The organism is Fibrobacter sp. UWT3 (assembly GCF_900230125.1).
Taxonomy (GTDB): domain Bacteria; phylum Fibrobacterota; class Fibrobacteria; order Fibrobacterales; family Fibrobacteraceae; genus Fibrobacter.
On record NZ_OCSS01000001.1, the window covers coordinates 707993 to 729326 of the forward strand.

Below are 21334 nucleotides of genomic sequence, written 5' to 3' on the forward strand. Positions count from 1 at the left end.
TCCTGGCGCAAGCGCCAACCTTACGGCTCAGCCATGGCCATACAAGTATGGCCGCGGCACTCGCCTTGATCGGTTGTGGCCGACGCCTTCCATTTATAAGACTGTTTGTTTCTTATAAAGAATTTCTAAAAGCAGGAAAAATTTATATCTGCTAAAGATACTTATCTGCAATTGTTTTTGTGGGAAAGAACATTTAAAACGGGAAGGCGGGCTAGTCGGCGAGTTTAATGAGCGCGCGGGCTGGGATGTGGAACCATCCGGGCCTGAACTCGAGTTCGTAGCAGGCCTCGTAAACGGCCTTCGCTAGAATATACGGGGTGACTGCGCGCTCGAGGGTGTCGAGGTCGATTTGCGCGTTGCCTGCATCTACGTGCGCGGCTTGCGCGTAGCCTTCGAGGAAGGCCTTTTCGCACGCGGTGCTGTCGAACCCGGATGTAGTTCCCGCATACTGGAAACTGCGCAGCATGCCGGCGACATCGACAAGCGGGGAGCGCAGTGCCCTGCGGTATTCGAGACTGCGGGTAGGTTCGCCTTCAAAATCGAGAATCTTGAAGGCCGGCGCGCTTGATGCCTGCTTGGCTAAAGACTGCGCGGTCGTTGCGGCGGCAACCAGCACTTGCCCCAGGTGGTAATCCCCGTGGATGCGCTGCGGTGCGGACAACTCGCTGCCGGTTGGCGCTCCGAACGCATCTTTCGCCATGCGTTTGAGTTTCGGCAAAGTGGCTTTCACCCTTTCGGCGAGTTCGCGCATTTCACTGCCCGTTGCGCAGTTCAAAAGATGTTCCAGCTTGTCAAATGGAATTTCGGGATTCTGCGCGGGCGTGCCCGGGAGTCCCCTAAGGGCGCGGTGCATCTTCGCGGTCGCTGTCCCGAGAGCCTCGGCGCACGGCGCGTCCATCACGCCGTTGAAATACGCCCACGCATCCTGCATGCCGGTTGCACGTTCTTCGAGAATCCCGAGGGTGTAGCGTTTTCCCGTGGCATCTGCGTAGTAGCATGTGCCGTAGAGCTGCGGGCTCACGCCGGAGCGCTTGCGGTCGAGTTGCTCCATGATTTCGACTTCGGGGTGAATGCCCGGTAAAAGCCTGCGGTACAGCTTGAAGAAAAAGTGTTCGGAAGCGAATGCAGAATTGCTCTGCTCGGCATCGAGCGGGGCTATATCGAAAAGCTCGTGCAGGGAAACATCTACGGGAAAATTCTCTGTCTGCATGAACATGAACTCGCCGGACGTTCCTCCGTATCTTGCCTTCTCGCAAGAAAACACGTCGTAAAAAAAGTCGGCAGTGCGGGTCTCGTCTTCAATGATGGCGTAGAGGTCGGGCTCGCAGTTTTCGCTTGCGGCAAAGTTCACGCGGACGATGGAGAGAAACGTTTCCCCGATGGCGACGCGGTCCTCGGTCTCGATGGATTCGATCTTGCGGCCCTTGCCCATGAACCAGCGCTTGCTTGCGATATCTTGCATGCTATCCATGTGCATGAAAATAGCAATAATCGCGAAACCGCGCCTGAAAAAAGCCCCGAATTCGACTGCGGGGCATATAAATGCGCTTGAATCTTTTGTTTTATACGCCCCTTCAGTTGCTATTTAAGAGCAAAGAGGCTTCATCTGGATTGTTTTTGCATTCGGGGGCATATAAGAAGGGGATAATCCTTGTTTTTATATGCCCCGCGCTTTTTTCTTCAGCCAACAGGGGCGTATAAATGCACTTTTTTTGCGATTTATATGCCCGCCAGCCTATTTCCGTGCGGTCAATGCGCTAAAGTACCCCTGCGAACGGAGAGTTGCGAGAACTTTTAGTTTGTTTGCAGTCGTTTCTGCGGGCAACCCGTCAATAACGTACTGCGGAATCCGCTTGAGCGGCTTGAACTGCGGGGGCACATCGCTGTAGTCGCACAGTTGCCATGCGCAAAGCAGTTTCCCGACGAATTCGTCCCACGGGAAAACGTCGGCAGGGGCAAGGTAGAAGCGTGCGGGCTTCTCGAAATCGCGGGCGTCTAGCAGGAGCGAGCCGTCCTTATAACATGCAAGAAGCGCAGCCCGCCTCTCTTTCATCTGAGTGGCGGGCTGCGCAGGAATAGTCAGAACGAGTTGCATTCGGCGCAGGCGTTATGCGGCGAGAACTTCACGCTGGATCTGGGAATACTGGTAGCCAGAAATGGATGTGATTTTGAGAATCAAATCCCGCGCGAGTCCTGCACGGATGAGGGCCCTAGCGTAATTCAGCTTGTTCATATCGGGAGAAGTCATAGGAACCTCGAAATTGATTGTGGAACTTATTTTCTAGTCAGAAAATAGTTTATTTTTTCAAAAAAAGAAGAGTGTTTTGAGCAGGTTTTTTGCGAGTGTATGTTTGCTCACATTACACTTTTTTGTAGCATTTTTGTAATTAATTGTGCGATAATGAGTTACAAAAAATTGCGTTTTTTTGCGGAATTTAGCCTCATTCAAACTTTCGTGATTTTTGTCACGCCGATTTGTTTCGGTGTCGTCTAAATCTCTTTGAGCACTGGAAAAACCTTGCGATATTTTAGCAGGGATTCCATGTCGAACGACGCCGAAATTACACATTCTTTACCCGCTTCCGCTTGCGCGATAACTTCACCTTGCGGGTTGATAATTTGTGAATTTCCTGTGTACTTTCCATCCGGCGAAACGCAGTTCACTGCGGCGACATACGCCTGATTTTCGATGGCGCGAGCCTTGAGCAAAGTGTTCCAGTGATTGATTCTTGCTTCGGGCCAAGCGGCTTGCACGGTGAAGAGGTTCGCGCCTGCCTTTACGGCATCGCGGTAGAGTTCCGGGAAGCGCAGGTCGAAGCATATTGTCGGCGCGATGGTCCATTCGTTGATTTTGAATAAATTAATATTGTCGCCTGCGCGGAACTTTCCCTGTTCCATAAAGAAGGGACGGCGTTTGTCGTAGCCCGCGTATTCCGTGGCGTTGCCGGGCATATATATACTCGCGTGATTCGTGAGAGGTGCCGTCCTAACATCGCAATGCGGCACCGTCCTAACACCAGATTTGGCATCTACACAAGCTGCATCCGCACCAGAAATCCCTGCACCCATGACGGCACATCCAGTCCTGTTTGCTAGTTTGTGCAAAAAATGTGCGGTTTCGCCTGCGCTATCGCATGAAAAATCCTCGGCGGCGCTTTCCGGGTGCAGCGGAAGGTAGCCTGTGGCGAACATCTCGGGCAGCACGATGAGTCCCGCATTGGCTTTGCCTTCCAAAGAGCCGGCCTCCATGCGGATCCCTTGCGTGAGCGCCTCGACCTTGGCGAAGTTTTTCGCCTTGTCGTTCGGCGCGACTTCCATTTGCACTAGAAAAATCTCAAGCATACCGCGAGAAATATAAATTTTCCCGAACTGCAGCGTGTTTCCGGTGGTCGCACCACCCTATAAAATTCTAATTTAGTACACATGAGATTCCGCTCCCTGCTCCTTATTGCACTGTTCCTGGTGACATCCCTTTTTGCGGCGACGCCTACGCCTGTCGTGGGTGTTGTGCTCGAGATGGGGTCCGACCTCCCGCTTGATGGCGTGCAGATTACCTACCGTTCGGGCAAGAAACTTGCAAAGACTTCTTCGGATGGCCGTTTCGAGTTTACCGTAGATTCCAAGAACGCTTCCCTCGTGTTCCAGAAAGAGGGTTACGACAGTGTGTACGTGGACCTGCAGGATTATGCGGATTTGCTCGATATGGTCGTGACGCTTTCGAGCGACTTGCGCGACTTGGGCTCGAGTACGATTGTCGGTGGCGGTGAACCAGTGAAGTGGGAACCGGAACGCAAGGTGTCGCTCGACAAGCTCGAGGATGCGGCAGGCATGCGTTTTGATATTACGGAACACCTGAGCCAGATGCCCGGTATTTCGGGCCAGAAGGATTTCAGCAGCGCTCTCTATTACGAGGGTTCCCGCGCGGGTGACGTGGCGTACCACCTCGGGCGGCTTCGCATACCCAACATGCGTCACCTAGATATCGGTTTCCCGGGCAACCTTTCGGTTGTGAACCCGCACATACTGAGCGGCATCGAAATTCACGACCACTACGGTAGCGGCCCGATTGGTCAGGGACTTGCGACCTCGGTGCAGTACATTCCCGAGCAGACGAAGGGCGAGTGGGGGCTCAAGGGCTCTGCGGGCCTTACGCTCCAGGAAATCCAGTTCGATTCCCCGTTCCTGTTCTGGGACAGTTTCCGCTTCGCCTTCCGCAGGCTCGATGGCGACATGCTCAAGAACCTGGGCGAGAAGTTCTTTACCGAATTCAAGAAGCGCGATGGTGACTGCGCGAGCGATTGCCGCGTGAAGTCGTCGGACCCGTTCGACCTTACGGCGATGGATTTCTACACGCAGTTGAACGGTTCTGATTCCATGGGCAACACGTGGGCGCTGCGAGCCCTCTACAGCATGGACGAATATTCCATAAGCCAGGATACCTCGACAGCGTACGATGAGGTGAATTCGGTCGATATTATCAGGGGCGAACAGACCTACCTTGTCGTGGGTGCGGAATACGCCTCCAAGTTCGGCACGAGCCTGCATGCGGGTGTTGTGCGCGAGTACCTGAGCGATACAATCCAAGACACTACGGGTTTCAGGAGCAACGCCTCGACGAAGGAGATGGCCGCGTTTATTGATGCCTACGAGCAAACGCATACGACCTTCAGCGTGGGCGCCGACAAGCAGTTTAAGACCAAGTTGCTCGGTTCTGCCGTGAGCGGGGCGCTGCTTTACGAACATCATCTCCTTGACCGCAGCTACATTGATTTTGGCGGGTCGCAGCCCGATGACTACCAGACGGGCATACTTTCGGGAGTGAGCCGTTTTGATTGGAAGGGCGACTACTCGCAGACGATATTCTCGCTTGGTGCGGTAGCTGATGCGATGGACCACAATGCACGCCCGACGGCGTCTGTTGATTTCGAGAAGAACCTGACCGAAAAGGATACCACGTACTGGCGCGTGTTCGGTAATGCCGCGTACCGTAGCGACTGGAAGCACCTTTACGATGACGGTGACCTTACGGGGCGCCTTGAGACGGGTGCGTCTGCAAAGCTTGGAATGGGCTACAACTCCAAGTACTTGATTGCGCAGGCGAGCGGCTTTGGCCGTTACTACTTCGACCCGGTGATGCCTCTGCCCAAGGCTTATGCGCAGTATAAGGATATTACGCCGGTGAATTATGCCTGGGTGCTCGGCGCGAATGCCCGTATGGAATGGAAGACCTCGCACCACTTCTCGATGGCGACGAACGTGAGTTCCGTCTACGGAGAATACGAACTGGACGAGGGCTCGCTCCCGTGGGAAGCGAACTCCAGGCTGGATATCATTTCGCACTTCAGGTTCTACCCGCGCAAGGATTCGCTGTTCTCGATTATCCTCACGCACCATGCCGCGTTGCACCGCCCGCTGTACTATTACCGGATAACGCCGTCAGACCCGATGACACGCGAGAACGGAACCCGCATGCTTCGTGACCTGAACGAATTTACTGACATGTTCAGGACGGACATCCGCGTGAATCTTGACATCATTCGCGAGAAGGGTTTCTTCCGCAAGTCGCGTTTCTACCTGGAACTGGACAACCTGTTCTCGGAACTCGATGTGAGTGCGCTGAAGTTCCTCGGTTCCGAGAATGCGCGTGAACGCTCGTGGGTCACGCAAGATAACGACAAGAACTCGGAGAACGGCTTCAGGCTAGAACCCTTCATGGCGAAGGGCATGGGACTCTACTTCCAGTTTGGCGTCGAAGTCCAGCTGGGAATTTAGCGGCAATGAAAAGTGTTTTTTCGGTGTCGTCATGTCGCAGCCGCACTTGTTCGGCAAGGACATCTATTGCGTTTCTTTTAATTGCAGTTTTATGGGGGGCTGCCTTTTGCTTTGCCTACGAGACGGACATCCCGTTTGAACCCAAGAAACCCGAGAAACCCTTGCGGTTCTGTACCGCAGCCAAGCAGTGGGTAGAATACGCGAGCAAGGATACGAACCTGGTAGAAATCACGAACATGAAGGGGCTGCGCATGGACCTGCGTTACGGGACTTTTAACAACGTAACGGGGCATGACATGTACTGCGGAATCCAGCGGGCGTTTGTGCACCGCGATGCCTTGCCGAAGTTGAAGCGTTCGCTTTCACTTATCGCGAAGGAACTGCCCGGTTACACGCTCGTGATATTCGATGCGGCGCGCCCGATGTACGCGCAATCCGTGCTCAAGCAGGCGGTCGTGGGCACGCCTTACACGAATTATGTATCGTCGGGAAAGACGGGCGGGCTCCACAATTACGGCCTCGCGCTGGACCTTTCGCTGGCTGATTCCACGGGCGCTTTGCTCGACATGGGGACAGATTTCGATTCGTTCGAGCGCTGTGCGGGCGAGGTGGGCGAGGCCGATGCCCTCAATAGCGGGCGACTCACGCAGCAGCAGGTCGAAAACCGCAAACTCTTGCGCAGCATCATGAAGCGTGCCGGCTGGGTTTCGCTTTCAAGCGAATGGTGGCACTTTAACGCCTACACGCGGGCCTATACCAAGGAACACTACCCGCTGTTCCCGATGTAAACCGGCTATTGAATGGTTCGCCTATAATACGGGTTACTTTATCGCCATTGCCGCGTTTAGCAACTTGACGGAAACGCCTTTTGACCGGAGAAACTGGGCAATTTTTTTCTTTTCGGTCGCAAATTTCCTGTTTGCTCGTGCTTCTCCGCGCTTTTCTCCTTCAGCGCGTCCTTTGGCACGCCCTTCTGCAAGACCTTTCTCTAGTCCTTCTGCGCGGCCCTTGGCACGCCCTTCTGCAAGACCTTTCTCTAGTCCTTCTGCGCGGCCCTTGTTGCGTGCGTAGCTCATGCATGCGTTGTATTCATCCCTGTCAATCATACCCGTCGCGACCTCCGTAATAAACCTTGCCTTCGCCTTGCTGACCAGTAACTGCCTGTAGACTGCCCTCACGACCTTGTCTACGCCGTGCGGCATGGCATTTGCTGTCGGCATGTTCCTGAAGAGTTCTATCCACTGGTTTTCCAGTGATTCGCCCTCCTGTGGGACATACCGGGTCAAGTCTATGATAATATACTTTTTCTTAGGATAGACCGTCAAGGGGTGGGGCTTTCCCACGTCGGCAGTGCGGAAAAGCGCCAGTTCTTCGCGAAAATGCCTGCAGAACGGCACCCTGAAGTTACAGATCCATATGGAATACACCGTCGGCATGAGGTAGGGATGTTCTTCCCGCTGTTTCGCGGTTGCCTCGGCATCCATCGCAATTTTTGCGTTGGCAGAAAGCAGCATGGAGTATAGTTCGATGCGATCTAGGAAATCCTCTTGAATTGCACGTTGCATCTCTACGTCGATGAACTTCCCGCACATTGTCCTTGCGTGTATGTCGAAACTGCCCGATTTCTCGTTGCCAGCCTGGTTCCGCAACTTGACTGTCGGCTTGAGGTGGTCTACGGACTTTATCCTGCTATCCCCTTCAAGGTGCAAGACCGCATTCAAGAAGTGGATGAGGTTCTTCTTGTTCTTGAAGATTTTCTTGAATACAGGGTCGTATGTCGGGTCGAAGAACTTTTGCTTGCGAATCTCCGCTTCCTTCTCCCTAATTTTCTGTTGGCGAGTCTTTTCCATGCCCCTATAATTGCAAGAAGCGTGCCAATCAAGAAATGGCGAATTTGTGCGAAAAACGGCATTCTCAGGAAGTGCGACCTGCTGATTAATCGCTTAAATCACTGATTTATGGATTTTAATCAGTAAGGGGCAATGTCTTGATGCTGGCGCGCTTGAGGCGGTCGTTCAGGGCGATGCCGATTCCCTTGTTGGGTATCGGGTCCACAAGAATCAAATCGTAATCGGGCGTATCCAGGTCGTGCATGTAGGCGTATAGCCTTGCGGTCGCCTCGGTCATGTCACCCGTTGCAGACAAGTTCACTGTGGCAGGAATCGCTCCGGCCTGGTTCCCGAACGCGATGCGTGCGGTATGCTCCGGCAGTTTGTAACCTGCGGGTACTTCGCCGAAGTACAGCGGCACCTGCGGGCGGTAATGCGTATCGCACTGGCCCGGCGCCTGCATGGCCTGCCCGGGCTTGCTTGTGGATTCCTTGACGGCGACTTCGCCGAGCACCGCCTTGAACATCTCGGGCGTAATCGCCCCCGGGCGGAGCACTGTCGGCATGTCCCCTGCAAGCGAGATGATGGCGCTTTCGACCCCTACGGAGCACGGCCCGCCATCGACGATTCCCGCGATGCGGTCCGCAAGCTGTGCGGCCACGTGCTCTGCGGTGGTGGGGCTCACGTGCTTGAACAGGTTTGCGCTCGGGGCTGCAAGCGGAAGTCCCGATTCCTTGATAATCGCCTGCGCTACGGGGTGGCTCGGGAACCTTACCGCCACCGAGGGCAGCCCGCTCGTGCACAGGTCGGGGATGCAGTCCTTCTTCGGGAGGATGATGGTCATCGGGCCTGGCCAGAAGGCTTCCGCCAGCCGGTATGCGCTTTTGGGAATGTCGCGGGCGACGTTCTCCAGTTCCGCGATGTCGGCAATATGCACGATAAGCGGGTCAAACGTCGGGCGCTCCTTGGCGGCAAAAATCTTCGCTAGCGCTTCGGGGTTGTATGCGTTCCCCGCAAGCCCATAGACGGTCTCTGTCGGGATGGCGACGACCTCGCCGGCCTTTAGCAGGTCGGCTGCTTCCGAAACGCTTGTCCAAGGAGGGAATTTCATTGCATTCCCAAAAATAGAAAATGGATGGTAAGTTTCTACCATCCATTAAATATTGTAGTGATGTTTGCCGGGCGCGAGCCCTAGGGCGTTATGCCGGGTTGCTCGGTGCTGCAGGTTCGTCCTTGCGGCCGAACGCAAACACCTTGTCGCATGCTCCGTTAAAGCGCTTCCAGATCTTGTCGGACTGTTCGCGGGGAACCGCACCGACTTCCTTCCACAGCCTGCGCAGGTGCTTCACCTTGTTCATCGCGGCGGCGACGGTGGCCTCGCTCAGGTCGGTGAGCAGGTCTTCGGCCTGTTCGCACAGGAGCTGCTTCTTCTGGAGGTTGTTCTCGCGGGCCTGTTCCTGGATGTCGAGCTGGTCACGACGGCGGGTAAAGAAGTCGTCGCAGGCGCTACGGAATTCCTTGTGGATTTCGGAATCCTCGACGCCGCAAGATCCGAGCTCGCGCCATTCCTTCTGAATGTCGCGGACGGCATCGGCGAGCTGGTTAGAACCTGCGCTTTCGGCGAACTGCTTCACCTTGCCAATCAGTTCCAGCTTGCGGGCCTTGACTTTTTCGAGTTGCTTCTTGAGGCCTTCGTCGCTTGCTGCCATGGCGGTAATGAACAGGTTCATCTTGGAATTGTACCGCTCGTTGATAGCCTCGACGGATTCCTTCGGCACCATGCCGATGGCCTTCCATTCCTCGCGGATGGCCTTGATGGCTTCGGTCGCTTCTGCAGTTACGTTGTTTGTATCCATCGCGTCGAGCTTGTCGCAAAGGGCGACCTTCTTCGCGAGGTTGGCCTGCTTCTCGTTGTCCATCTCCTCGAAGTGGCTGCGCTTCTTGTCGAAGAATGCGTCACACGCACTGCGGAAGCGGGTCCAGATTTCTTCGGACTTGCTCTTGGGCACGGGGCCGGTGGACTTCCAGGCATCCTGCAACTGCTTGAGCTTGTTGGATGTCGCGTTCCAGTCGGTAGATTCCTTGAGCGCTTCGGCTTCCTCGATGAGTTTCATCTTCTTCTCGAGGTTCGTCTCGCGGTTCTGGTCTTCTTGCTTGATGCTTTCCTTGTACTGGGCAAAGAATGCGTTCGATGCGGCCTTGAACCTTTCGATAAGCGCGTTCAGGCTTTCCTTGGGCACCATGCCGATGTTCTTCCAGTTTTCCTGGATTTCCTGCATGGCCTTGTACTTGTCCTTCCAGAAGATTGTGGTGTCGGCGACCAGGTCCTCGATCTTCTTGCAGAGTTCCTGCTTGCTTTCGAGGTTCTTCTGGCGTTCGACTTCACGTTCTTCGATAAACTGCGAGCAGTTGTCGCGAATCTGGGTAAACAGGGCCTGGAACTTGTCGCGGAATTCCGCGAACTTCGCAGGGGAGACGGGGCCGATGTTCTTCCACTTGTTGCTGAATTCGCGCAGCTTGTTGAGCACGTCCTGGCTACCGGGTTCCTTGGCGAGCATTTCCATCTCTTCGAGGATGCCTGCACGGTCCTTCTCGTTGTGCCAGGATTCCCACTGGCGCATTTCCTGGAAGCGCTCGGTAGCGCTCTTGTACTCGAGCCACAGGTCGTGGTACTTGAACTTCTGTTCGCCCACGATGTTCTTCCATTCGGCGAACGTGTCGCGGAGCTTCTGGCTCAGGTTCTTGAAGTCTTCGTTCTCGTCGAAGCCCTTTACGCGCTCGATAAGCTTGCGGAGCTTTTCGGCGTTTTCTTCGTAGCGCTTCTGGGCGGTCTCTTCGAAGGCCGCAATCTTTTCCTTGAGCTTGTTGCGCAGGGCGTTGTAACTCTGGAGGTTCAGGTCGGAACCTTCGAGGAGCGGGAGCTTTTCCCATTCGCGCACGATGGAGTGCACGTGCTTCTGGGTCGTTTCCGAAACTTCGGAATCGGCGATGGCCTGCAACATGTCAAGCAACTGCTTGCGGGCCTTGTCCTCGTCGGCAGTGTCAACTTCCGTTTCGGTAACTGCGGTGTCGGCCTTCTTGAGTTCCTGGCTCTTGAGGAGTGCGAGATTGAAGCGCTTTACCGATTCTGCATCCATGATGGACTTCTTCTCGTTCCACTCGGCAACGATTTCGGCGATGCGGTCTGCCTTTTCGCTTGCATTGTCAGAGGCGATGATGCCCTCGAATTCTTCAAGGAGGGCAGAAAGCTGCTGTTTGCTCGCCTCCTTCTCGGCATTCGCCTTTTCGGCGGCAGCGCGTTCGGCATCGGCTTCGGCGAGGAACTTCTTGTAGCTTGCGTAGATTTCGTCAAGGGTTGCCTGCTTGTCGCCCATGCCGAGGGTTTTCGCCTCGTTCATCAGGGCTTCGAACTGGTCCTTGACCTCTTGCGGGTTCTTTTTGCCGGCGAGCGAGTGCGCCTGCTGGATAAGCGCGTTCCTCTTGCCGTTGAGCAGGGCTTCGGCCCTCTTGCCGCCGTCTTCGACTTCCTTCTTGGCGCGGATCTTTTCGATGGCGATTTTCCTTACAGAGGAGTGCTTCGAGCTCTTCGAAATATCCGTGAGCGAGGATTCCGATTCAATGCGGTCCACTGCGGTCTTTGCAATTTCTTCCTTGGCATCCTTATTGGCGGCGTACGTGAGCACGTTGACCTTGCCCGTCTTCTTGATGAGTTCCAGGCGGAGCTCGGAGTTGGGCATGGATTTTGCAAGTTCTTCGGCATAGCGGGTGTCCTTGATGTCGTCTACGTACTTGAGTACTTCCTCGTTTGCCGGTTCACGATAGTCCTTGAGCATCTTGGTGACTTCTTCAAAATAACGCGATTCAGCCAAGCGACGTACACCTGCCTCGCTGTCCTTCTTCGAAATTGCCGAAAGGGACGGAATCAGGGTAAGTTTTTTAACGGCTGCGGTTCTAACGCTACTATCTTCATCCGAAAGGGCAATGCGTTCCAAGGTGCTCTGTTCGCGAACGTCCATGTCTTCGACAGCTTCGAGTCGCTTTTCAGGGTTGGAATTCTGCCATTTCGGTCTCAATGCATCCAATAAGCTCATAGGAATCTCCAGTAAGTTGGCGGGCCTTGATAAGGTCCGTGTATCATAATCTAAATAAAAAGATTACAAGTGGTTTAAGAAAATCTTGTTTTTTTGGCAAATAAACGGGTAGAAACGGGGTGCAGTTTACCTATCTTTGGGGGTAAAATGGCAAAACGCATACCCAAAACGGAAGCGCCCGAGCAAATTCGGGTGAAACACGCCCCGGAAACGCTGGAGCGGTTCTGCGAGGTGTATATCCCGCAGGCGCCCTCCGTCTACACTTACGGGGTTCCTTCCGGGCTGTTTGCCGGCCCTGAAATCCGGCGGGGGAGCGTGGTCTGGGTGCAGTTTGCCACACGCAAGGTGCCATCGCTTGCGGTTGTCGCGAAGGTGCATTCTGAGCGCCCCGCGTTCAACGTGCGGTGCGCCTACCCGCATGCGTCGGGCTACGTTTTTAACGAGCGGTACATGGAATCGCTCGAATGGGTGGCGCGTTACTACATAAGCACGCCGATGAAGGCGCTGGACGTGTTCTGGCCTGCCGATTTCGGGAAGTATCTCGATGCGCTTGCGGCAAGGCAAGCGGAGGCGGGCGAAGTTTCGGGCGAGGAAGGTGCGGCTGCCCAGATGCCCGCGCGCCCCGACGTGCCTCCGCTTACCGACGAACAGCGGGTAGCGCTCGACTCGCTCGTGTCCGACCTTTCGGGTACGGGCTTCCGGGGCTCGCTCTTGCATGGCGTGACCGGTTCCGGCAAGACGCGCGTGTACCAGGAACTTGCCTACGAGGCGTTGAGCCGCGGGTTGCGCGTCTTGATTCTCGTTCCCGAAATCGGGTTGACCCCGCAGACGGCGGGCCGGTTCGAGGACTTTTTACAGGTGCCCGTGCACGTGCTGCACTCGGCGCTTTCTGCCCCGAAGCGGCGCGAATCCTTCGTCTCGATTCTGGAAGGGAGCGCGCGTGTGGTTCTCGGGACCCGGAGCGCGATACTTGCACCGTTCGATTTCGATGTCGTGATTCTCGACGAGGAACACGATTCCTCGTTCAAGCAGCAGGACCCCGCCCCGCGCTACCATACCCGCGAACTCGCGTTCCACCTGGCCTACAAGTACGGGGCGCTCGTGGTACTCGGGAGCGCGACCCCCTGCATCGAAACTTTCCATAACGCAAGTACAGATAAATTAAAATACCTCAAGTTGCAGAAGCGCGCGACGTCGGCGAGCCTGCCCGAGGTGAACATCGTCGATATGGGGAAGGTGCGCCAGCAGAAGGGAATCCTCATGTCGCCCGATTTGCGCGACGCCCTCGTGAAGTGCGTTGCGGATGGCGACCAGGCGATTGTGCTCATGAACCGCCGCGGGTATTCCAAGGTCCGCATTTGCGGGGAATGCGGCGAGACGCTCTACTGCAAGAACTGCCATGTGCCGCTCGTTTACCACAGGCAGTACAATTCCCTGCTGTGCCACTACTGCGGGCTGCTTTACCCGGTGAACACGCCGTGCCGTGCCTGCGGGGCCGAAACATACGAGTTCGTTGGCGGTGCCATCGAAAAGCTCGAGGAAGAAATCCTGGAGTGGGTGCCGGATGCAAAGATTGTGCGCATGGACCGCGATACCACGCAGAACGTGGGCTCGGTCGAGAAGATTCTGGAATCGTTCCGGAAGGGCGAATACAACATCCTGCTCGGCACGCAGATGGTCGCGAAGGGCCACGATTTTCCGGGCGTGAAGCTCGTGGGCGTCGTGGGTGCCGACAGCGGTTTCGGGATGCCCGATTTCCGCAGTACGGAGAGGCTGTTCCAGTTGCTGAGCCAGACGGCGGGGCGAGCGGGCCGTGCCGGGGGGACGGGCCGCGTGCTAATCCAGACGCAGAACCCGAACGAGCCGGTGATGAACTTCGCGCTCCACCACGATTTTACGGGCTTTGCCGAGATGGAAACCCGCGACCGTAAGGACGCCTTTTACCCGCCGTTCTGCAAGATGGTGGAGGTCTCCTTCGGGAGCCGTGACGAGGGCGCCCTGCGCGATGCTGTCGCCCGCGTGGAAGCGCTTTGCCGTGCCGAAAAGAGCCTGATGGTCATGGGCCCGGTGGATGCGTTTATCCCCGTGGTGCAGAACGTTCGCTGGGTAAAACTGTACCTGAAGTCGAACGACCTCTCGGCGGTGCGCCGTATTCTTTCGCCTGTCGTGAACGCGCCGAAACCCGTGTTCCCCGGCGTAGATATCAAGGTGGAAATCGAATAAAGAAAGGGTCCCGGTAAAAACCGGAACCCTGTTTTGAAATTGCGCACGATGTGTTAGCCGCAGTAGAAGTACGTCTTCACGAGCTTCTGCATGGCGGTCTTGGACTTCGTGACCTGGGCGCGGAGCGTCTTGTCCTTGAAGGCCTTGAGCTGTGCCATGATGCCATCGATCATCGCCGGGCTGAACACGCCGAATTCCTCGTACACCTTGCGCTGCTTGGCAAGGCAGTCGGCGGATGCGGAACAGCTGTCGGGCAGCGTGTCGAGCTTGCTCAAAAGCTTCGCGTTTTCCTTCTTGTGGATGTTCACGTTCACGTAGGTCTGTTCGGCCACCTTCAGGCCGTCCTTGAGGGAGAGGCCGTAGCGGCAGGCGACGCAGAGACCGGCCATGAGCAGGTACACGTTGGCACTGGCATCCGGGGAACGCATTTCCACGGTCTGCTTCTGGTGCGTGTCGTTGCTCGTGCCCTTCTCGTTCGGGTTCGCAATCTTGCAGAGGTCGGTCTTCGAAGCCCAGCCGAGCGGTACGCGCACGAGCACGGAGCGGTTGCGGTCACCCCAGCACACGTTGGTCGGGGCTTCCTGGTGGGGCACCAGGCGCAGGTAAGATGTCGGGTTCTGGTTGCCGAACGCGGTGATGGACGGGGCGAGCTTCATCATGCCGGCGATGGCGCGGCGGGCGGTTTCGCTGATGACGCCGTTCTTGAGCATCTGGTTGTTGCCGTCCTTCATGATGCGCATGTGGATATGCAGGCCCGAGCCCGCCTTGCCCACGGTAATCTTCGGGGCGAACGTCACGTCGAGGCCGAGCTGTGCGCCGAGGTTACGGATAATCCACTTGGCGATGGTGAGCTGGTTGGCCGCGTCTTCTGCTGGGCAGGGGAGGAACTCGATTTCGTTCTGCTCGTAGAGCTTGCCGTCTTGCGTGAAGTTGCCCACTTCGCTGTGGCCGTACTTGATCTGGCCACCGGCCTGTGCGATGTAGAGCATGCACTGCTGGCGGAACTCGTTGAACTTCGCGAACGGTGCAGATTCGTGGTAACCCCTCTGGTCAACGGCCGGGAATTCGCCCATGTCGTCGGCAATCACGTAGTATTCCAGTTCGCCCATGGCCTGGAATTCCATGCCGGTCTCCTTCTTGAAGGCTTCGCATGCCTTGTGGAGCGTGTATTCCGGGGAGGATTCGAGCGGCTGTCCATCCTTGTTGAAGAAACTGCAGAGCAGGCAGAGAGTCGGGAGTTCTGCAAACGGGTCCATGAATGCGGAGGAGAATTTCGGCACCACGTAGAGGTCGGAAGAAGAGGCTTCGATGTAGCTGAACAGCGATGAACCGTCCACGCGTTCGCCGCAGCTGAGGATTTCGTCCAGGTAGTCGGCATCGTTGATGACGAAGTTGAGGGTCTTCAGGCGGCCATCTCCGCCTGCATACATGAAGTTCAGGTGGCGGATGCCGTTGTCGAAGATGTACTTCTTGATATCTTCCTTGGTGAATTTGTCGCGGGGTTTCTTGAGGGCCGTGACGAGCGCGTTAGCGGAATAGGAGGTAGATGCCATTTATTTTCCTTTTTTTTGTTGTTTTTTCACTTTTTGGAAATAATACTGTCTACAATCTACCATTTTTCTTACAAAAAAGAAAGCATTATACGAAAAATTTTTTCATATAGTGTAAAATTACGTCATTTTGTAATTATTTTCGTAAAACAGCACCATAGGTGCCTACGAGGGAGAACCCCTCCCTAGTCTTTATTTTCTTTTCTTTTTGACTTTGGGCGGCGTGTAGTTGCTGCCAATCTGGCCGCCGTTGTTCTGCTTGCGGGCCATGTCGCCCACCTTCTTGAACATTTCCTTCATGTCGTCGTATTGCTTGAGCACGGCGTTCACGCGCGAAATTTCGGTACCCGAGCCCTTCGCGATGCGGTTCTTGCGGCTCCCGTCCAGAATCTGCGGTTTCTTCCTTTCCTTCGGGGTCATGGAACTGAGGATGGCTTCCACATAAACTAACTGCTTCTCGTCAATCTGGTCGAGCGGTAGTTTGTTCAAACCCGGGATGAGCCCGAGGATATCCTTGATGCGGCCGAGCTTCTTGATGGTGCGGAGCTGGTTCAGGAAGTCGTTCAGGTCGAACGTGTTGTTGAGAATCTTCTTCTTGAGGTCCTTCGCATCCTTTTCGTCGATGACCTGCTGCGCCTTTTCCACGAGGCTCACCACGTCGCCCATGCCGAGAATGCGGCTCGCCATGCGGTCGGGGTGGAACAGCTCGATATCGGGGAGCTTTTCGCCCACGCCGATAAAGCATATGGGCACGCCCGTCATCTTCTTGATGCTGAGTGCCGCACCGCCGCGGGTGTCGCCGTCCATCTTCGAGAGGCACACGCCCGTAAACGAGAGGCGCTGCCAGAAGGTCTCGGCCACGTTCACCGCTTCCTGACCGATCATCGCGTCGGCCACGAACAGGATTTCGTCGGGGTGGACGGCTTCCTTCGCCTTCTCGAGTTCCTGCATCAACTCTTCGTCAATTTGCAGGCGGCCTGCGGTATCGTAAATCACGAGGTCGAAGCCGTTGTCCTTTGCGTACTGGTAACCGTGCTTGATGATTTCCACCGGGTCGCCTTGGCCTTCTTCATAGACCGGGATGCCGATGGACTTGCCGAGCACCTGCAACTGCTTGATGGCTGCAGGGCGGTACACGTCCGCTGCCACGAGGAGCGGTTTCCTCTTCTTCTTGCTGCGCATCCAGAGGGCAATCTTGCCTGCGAAGGTCGTCTTGCCGGAACCCTGGAGGCCCGCCATCATGATACCCACCGGAGCGGGACCGGAGAGGTTGATTTCCTTCGTTTCTCCGCCCATCACGGCGACGAGTTCGTCGTGGATGATTTTCACAATCTGCTGACCGGGGGTCACCGAGTTCAGGACTTCGCTCCCGAGGGCCTTTTCCTTGACGGCCTTCACGAAGTCGCGGGTCACGTTGAAGTTCACGTCGGCTTCGAGGAAGGCGCGGCGCACTTCGCGCAGCGATTCGGCGACGTTTTCTTCGGTGAGCTTGCCCTGCCCGCGCAGGTTCTTGAGGGTAGATTCTAGAGAGTCGGTCAGCTGTGAAAACATAGTGAGCGCAAATATAGAATATTAGACGAAAGACTATAGACGAAAGACGATAGAGTTGCCGGTATAAATGCTAGATTTGCCAGCCATGAAGCCGTTAAGTGAGCGCACAGAGACCTTTACCGATTCCGTTATCCGCAGAATGACCCGCATCGCGAACGCTTGCGGGGCGATAAACCTTTCGCAGGGTTTCCCGGATTTCGACCCGCCGGAGGCGCTGACGAGGCGCTTGGCCGAAATTGCCCCTGTGGGCCCGCACCAGTATGCAATCACCTTCGGTGCTCAGAATTTTCGCGAGGCGCTGAGCGACAAGCAGTTCCATTTTAGCGGATTGCGTTACGACCCGCAAACGGAAATCGTCATTACCTGCGGCAGCACCGAGGCGATGATGGCCTCGATGATGTCGGTCTGCAACCCCGGTGACAAGGTCGTGCTGTTCTCGCCTTTTTATGAGAACTATTCTGCCGACACGATCCTCTGCGGGGCGACTCCCGTATATGTGCCGCTTTCCCCGGTGGATCTGAGCTTCGATGCCGACGTCCTGGAAAGCGCCATGAAACAGCCGGGCGTGAAGGCTCTCGTGCTGTGCAATCCGGCGAACCCGAGCGGGAAGGTCTTTACCCGCGAGGAACTTTCGGTAATCGCCTCCCTGGCAGTGAAGTATGACCTGTACGTGATTACGGATGAAGTGTACGAGCATATCATCTACGCGCCTCACCGTCACACGTATATCTCGACGCTTCCGGGAATGTTCGAACGCACCATCGAGTGCAGTAGCCTGAGCAAGACGTACTCGATTACCGGCTGGCGTCTCGGATACGTGCTTGCCGCGGCCCCCGTGATGGACCGCGTCAAGAAAGTCCACGACTTTTTGACGGTCGGCGCCGCCGCCCCGCTCATGGAGGCCGCCGTGACAGCACTCCGCTTCGATGATTCGTACTACGCGGGCCTGCAGGCGCACTATACGCACATGAAGCGGCTGTTTACGGATGGTTTGCGGAACCTGGGGCTCCGCTTCTCCGAACCGCAGGGTGCTTACTTTGTCCTAATTGATATTTCTGAATTTGGATATGGCACGCGCAATTCCCGTGCTGGGTCAAACGTTCTTCTTGATGGCGGCAAGTTGCCCGACGAACAGTTCTGCATCGACATGGCGCAGAAGGTGGGCGTTGCCGCGGTGCCTGGCTCTAGCTTCTTCAGGGAACCCGTGGACCACCTGGTGCGCCTCCACTTTGCCAAGAAGGACGAAACCCTTTATGAGGCGCTGAACCGTCTTGAAAATCTTAAAAATCTGAAGCGGTGATTGCTTGGGCGGTTTGCCCCAGGGAACCGCTAAAAAAATAACCGGTATACAAAAATTTCAAAGGGTAGGTAAAGTAACTTTTATTGACATTTTGTGTACGAAAAATATAAGCAAATAAAAATAATGAAAACGTATGAGTGTGCAATCTTACGTTAATTTCCTATTTTTGGACCATGAATTACAAGAATGAAGAAGTTTTCAACCGTGCGTTCCGGAAATTGATGCTTGAATTGCGTAAGAACATGCTGTGCTCGCAGACGGCCCTTTCGAAATGTGTAGGTGTTACGCGGCAGGCGATATCGATGATGGAATGCGGCAAGCGGTTGCCTTCGTTGCAAGGCTTTTGTGAACTTGCCCAGGGGGTGGGGCTGACTCCGGCTCAACTCATGAACTGGCTGGAACGGATTTGCGAGGTGGAATCCAATGCTGCAAGGCCAGATGTCAGGAATATAAATATGGCTTTGGAGTATGTGAAAAACGCGAAAGAGAGCGCAAACTCGGCAAAATGCGTATAATTTTGAAACGTTGCTACAGAATGTTTTATTTTTAAACACTCTTTTGCCTGCTTTTTGGCGATTTGAGGCGCCTTTTTACCATATAAATGCAAACATTGTGCCTAAAACTAGGTTTGGCACACCTTTTGCTAATAATTGGGCGAACAAAAATAGTCCAGTTTGGACCAAGGTTTAAACAAAGGGCCCCGCGAAAGCGGCCGTCCGCAAAAAAGGAAAAGTAAAATGATCAAGCCTTTAGCAGATCGAATCGTTGTCAAGCCGGCAGAAGCCGAACAGAAGACCTCCTCGGGTCTCTTCATTCCGGATAACGCCAAGGAAAAGCCCATGCAGGGCAAGGTCGTGGCCGTGGGCCCGGGCCGCAAGAACGACAAGGGCGAAATCGTCCCGATGGAAGTCAAGGTGGGCGACGTGGTGCTCTACGGCAAGTACAGCGGCACTGAAGTCACCGTTGATGGCGAAAACTATCTCATCGTGAAGGAACCGGACGTCATCGCGACGCTCTAATCAAAAAAAGTTTATAAAAAAGGAAAAACAAAATGGCAAAGCAACTCAAGTTTGATGTGGCGGCTCGCGAATCCCTCATGAAGGGCGTGGACAAGCTCGCCAACGCTGTCAAGGTAACTCTCGGCCCCAAGGGCCGCAACGTGATGATCGCCCGCTCCTTCGGTGCCCCGAACGTGACGAAGGACGGCGTGACTGTCGCTAAGGAAGTGGAACTGGAAGACGCCTACGAAAATCTCGGCGCCCAGATGGCCAAGGAAGTCGCGAACAAGACGAGCGACGCCGCCGGTGACGGTACCACCACCGCTACGGTGCTGGCCCAGGCTATCACCCGCGAAGGCCTCAAGAACGTGGCCGCCGGTGCAAACCCGATGGACATCAAGCGCGGCATGGACGCTGCGGTTGACGCCGTCATCAAGGAAATCGGCAAGATGGCCGTGAAGATCAACGGCAAGGAACACATTGCCCAGGTCGCTACCATCTCCGCCAACAACGACCCCGAAATCGGTGACCTCCTGGCCAACGCTATGGAAAAGGTCGGCAACGACGGTGTCATCACCATCGAAGAATCCAAGACCGCCGACACCATCCTTGACGTTGTCGAAGGTATGCAGTTCGACCGCGGCTATCTCTCTCCTTACTTTGTCACCAACACCGACAGCATGGAAGTCTCCCTCGAGAATCCGTACATCCTGTTGTACGACAAGAAGATTTCTACCATGAAGGATTTGCTCCCGATGCTCGAACACGTGGCAAAGCAGGGCAAGTCTCTCCTCATCATCGCCGAAGACGTCGATGGCGAAGCTCTCGCAACGCTCGTCGTGAACAAGATGCGTGGCACCCTGAAGGTCGCCGCCGTCAAGGCCCCGGGCTTCGGTGACCGTCGCAAGGCCATGCTCGAAGACATCGCTATCCTCACTGGCGGTATGCTGGTTTCCGAAGACACGGGCGCCAAGCTCGAAGATGCTCCGGTCACCGTTCTTGGCCAGGCCAAGTCCATCACCATCACGAAGGACAACACCACGATTGTGGAAGGTGCCGGCGACGCCGCTTCTATCAAGGGCCGTATCGCCCAGATCAAGAAGCAGATTGAAGCCACCACCAGCGATTACGACCGCGAAAAGCTCCAGGAACGCCTGGCCAAGCTTGCCGGCGGTGTGGCCGTCATCAAGGTCGGTGCCGCTACCGAAGTCGAAATGAAGGAAAAGAAGGACCGCGTCGACGACGCCATGCACGCAACCCGCGCTGCCGTCGAAGAAGGTATCGTTCCGGGTGGTGGCGTTGCCCTCATCCGCGCCGAAAAGGCTATTGACGCCCTCAAGTTCGATAACGCCGACCAGAAGACCGGTGCTGCCATCATTCGCCGCGCTATCGAAGAACCTCTCCGCCAGATTGTCCAGAACGCAGGCCTCGAAGGTTCTGTGGTCGTGAACAAGGTCAAGGAAGGCAAGGACGCTTTCGGTTACAACGCGAAGACCGACACCTACGAAGACCTCATCAAGGCTGGCGTCATCGACCCGGCCAAGGTGACCCGCACGGCCCTCAAGAACGCCTCCTCCATCGCCTCGATGATCCTCACGACAGACTGCGTGATTACCGAGAAGAAGGAACCCAAGCCGGCTGCTCCGGCCATGGACCCGGGCATGGGTGGCATGGGCGGCATGATGTAATAAAGGTCGCTGAGCTTGTCGAAGCGCCGATAAAGATTCTCCTCCTAACAAAAAGCACTCGGTTCGAAAGAGCCGGGTGTTTTTTTTGTAGCGCTGATATATACTTGGCTTCGGATATAGCTTGCACGCTCACACGATCACTTCGTTTAAGTGCTCGCTTAGCAAGCCATATTCCTCCGCCAAAAATATGCGAGGGCTCCGGCAGAAATTTGTTTATTGCTATGACGCAAAAAACGGGATGTGTATACCGGGAGGAAAACTTTGTGACTGTTAGTCCCTGCGGCTTTCCTTTAAACTGCAGTTCTCTATTTAGGGGGAGGGATGCTTGAACG

Annotated in this window: 16 protein-coding genes; 7 read left to right on the top strand and 9 right to left on the bottom strand. The window is 55.4% G+C overall.

All coding sequences use genetic code 11. The annotated features are described in order from the left end of the window. Positions 1 to 211: 211 nt before the first annotated feature. From CRO08_RS02940 to CRO08_RS02950, 4 genes are all read right to left on the bottom strand, one after another. Positions 212 to 1471 carry a phosphotransferase gene (locus tag CRO08_RS02940; RefSeq protein WP_176495038.1) on the bottom strand — a complete coding sequence of 420 codons (1260 nt, stop codon included), beginning with the start codon at positions 1469 to 1471 and terminating at the stop codon, positions 212 to 214. A 264-nt stretch (positions 1472 to 1735) separates the two neighbouring features. Beyond that, positions 1736 to 2095, bottom strand: a complete 360-nt coding sequence (locus CRO08_RS02945) for a hypothetical protein (RefSeq protein WP_141398208.1) — start codon at positions 2093 to 2095, stop codon at positions 1736 to 1738. Positions 2096 to 2107: 12 nt separating this feature from the next. Next, positions 2108 to 2248 (bottom strand): hypothetical protein, encoded by a 141-nt coding sequence (locus CRO08_RS16900; protein WP_175547209.1) that lies wholly within the window; start codon positions 2246 to 2248, stop codon positions 2108 to 2110. A 242-nt stretch (positions 2249 to 2490) separates the two neighbouring features. Then, positions 2491 to 3342, bottom strand: a complete 852-nt coding sequence (locus CRO08_RS02950; RefSeq protein ID WP_097034983.1) for a nitrilase-related carbon-nitrogen hydrolase — start codon at positions 3340 to 3342, stop codon at positions 2491 to 2493. Positions 3343 to 3423: 81 nt separating this feature from the next. Here CRO08_RS02950 and CRO08_RS02955 point away from each other — a divergent pair, with 81 nt between their 5' ends. After that, complete coding sequence (locus CRO08_RS02955) at positions 3424 to 5772, top strand: hypothetical protein (protein WP_097034984.1); 2349 nt, start codon at positions 3424 to 3426, stop codon at positions 5770 to 5772. Between the two features lie 5 nt (positions 5773 to 5777). Continuing rightward, the gene (locus tag CRO08_RS02960) at positions 5778 to 6560 is read left to right on the top strand and encodes a M15 family metallopeptidase (protein ID WP_255252222.1); all 783 of its coding nucleotides are present in this window, start codon (positions 5778 to 5780) and stop codon (positions 6558 to 6560) included. Between the two features lie 33 nt (positions 6561 to 6593). On the opposite strand, the gene CRO08_RS02965 is transcribed toward CRO08_RS02960, so the two are convergent. The 3 genes from CRO08_RS02965 to CRO08_RS02975 form a co-directional block, all read right to left on the bottom strand. Further along, positions 6594 to 7622, bottom strand: a complete 1029-nt coding sequence (locus tag CRO08_RS02965; protein WP_097034985.1) for a PD-(D/E)XK nuclease family transposase — start codon at positions 7620 to 7622, stop codon at positions 6594 to 6596. A gap of 115 nt (positions 7623 to 7737) precedes the next feature. Further along, the gene (locus CRO08_RS02970) at positions 7738 to 8712 is read right to left on the bottom strand and encodes an L-threonylcarbamoyladenylate synthase (protein ID WP_097034986.1); all 975 of its coding nucleotides are present in this window, start codon (positions 8710 to 8712) and stop codon (positions 7738 to 7740) included. Positions 8713 to 8800: 88 nt separating this feature from the next. Beyond that, positions 8801 to 11692 carry a DUF349 domain-containing protein gene (locus CRO08_RS02975; RefSeq protein ID WP_097034987.1) on the bottom strand — a complete coding sequence of 964 codons (2892 nt, stop codon included), beginning with the start codon at positions 11690 to 11692 and terminating at the stop codon, positions 8801 to 8803. A gap of 147 nt (positions 11693 to 11839) precedes the next feature. On the opposite strand from CRO08_RS02975, the gene priA reads away from it, so the two are divergent. Beyond that, a complete protein-coding gene (gene priA / locus CRO08_RS02980; protein ID WP_097034988.1) occupies positions 11840 to 13915 on the top strand; it encodes a primosomal protein N' in 2076 nt (691 codons plus the stop codon). A gap of 53 nt (positions 13916 to 13968) precedes the next feature. Here priA and CRO08_RS02985 read toward each other — a convergent pair whose 3' ends face one another. After that, complete coding sequence (locus tag CRO08_RS02985; RefSeq protein WP_097034989.1) at positions 13969 to 15468, bottom strand: glutamine synthetase family protein; 1500 nt, start codon at positions 15466 to 15468, stop codon at positions 13969 to 13971. A 189-nt stretch (positions 15469 to 15657) separates the two neighbouring features. Further along, positions 15658 to 17016, bottom strand: coding sequence for a signal recognition particle protein (gene ffh, locus CRO08_RS02990; RefSeq protein WP_072809714.1), 1359 nt, complete (start codon positions 17014 to 17016; stop codon positions 15658 to 15660). A gap of 85 nt (positions 17017 to 17101) precedes the next feature. On the opposite strand from ffh, the gene CRO08_RS02995 reads away from it, so the two are divergent. The 4 genes from CRO08_RS02995 to groL all read left to right on the top strand — a co-directional run bounded on the left by CRO08_RS02995 (position 17102) and on the right by groL (position 21002). Further along, positions 17102 to 18316: a pyridoxal phosphate-dependent aminotransferase gene (locus tag CRO08_RS02995; protein ID WP_097034990.1), complete on the top strand. Its 1215-nt coding sequence runs from the start codon at positions 17102 to 17104 to the stop codon at positions 18314 to 18316. A gap of 173 nt (positions 18317 to 18489) precedes the next feature. After that, positions 18490 to 18831 (top strand): helix-turn-helix transcriptional regulator, encoded by a 342-nt coding sequence (locus CRO08_RS03000; protein WP_097034991.1) that lies wholly within the window; start codon positions 18490 to 18492, stop codon positions 18829 to 18831. A 222-nt stretch (positions 18832 to 19053) separates the two neighbouring features. Further along, on the top strand, positions 19054 to 19335 hold the full coding sequence (groES, locus tag CRO08_RS03005; protein ID WP_072809723.1) for a co-chaperone GroES: 282 nt from the start codon (positions 19054 to 19056) through the stop codon (positions 19333 to 19335). Between the two features lie 32 nt (positions 19336 to 19367). Beyond that, positions 19368 to 21002: a chaperonin GroEL gene (gene groL, locus CRO08_RS03010; RefSeq protein WP_097034992.1), complete on the top strand. Its 1635-nt coding sequence runs from the start codon at positions 19368 to 19370 to the stop codon at positions 21000 to 21002. Positions 21003 to 21334: the final 332 nt, after the last annotated feature.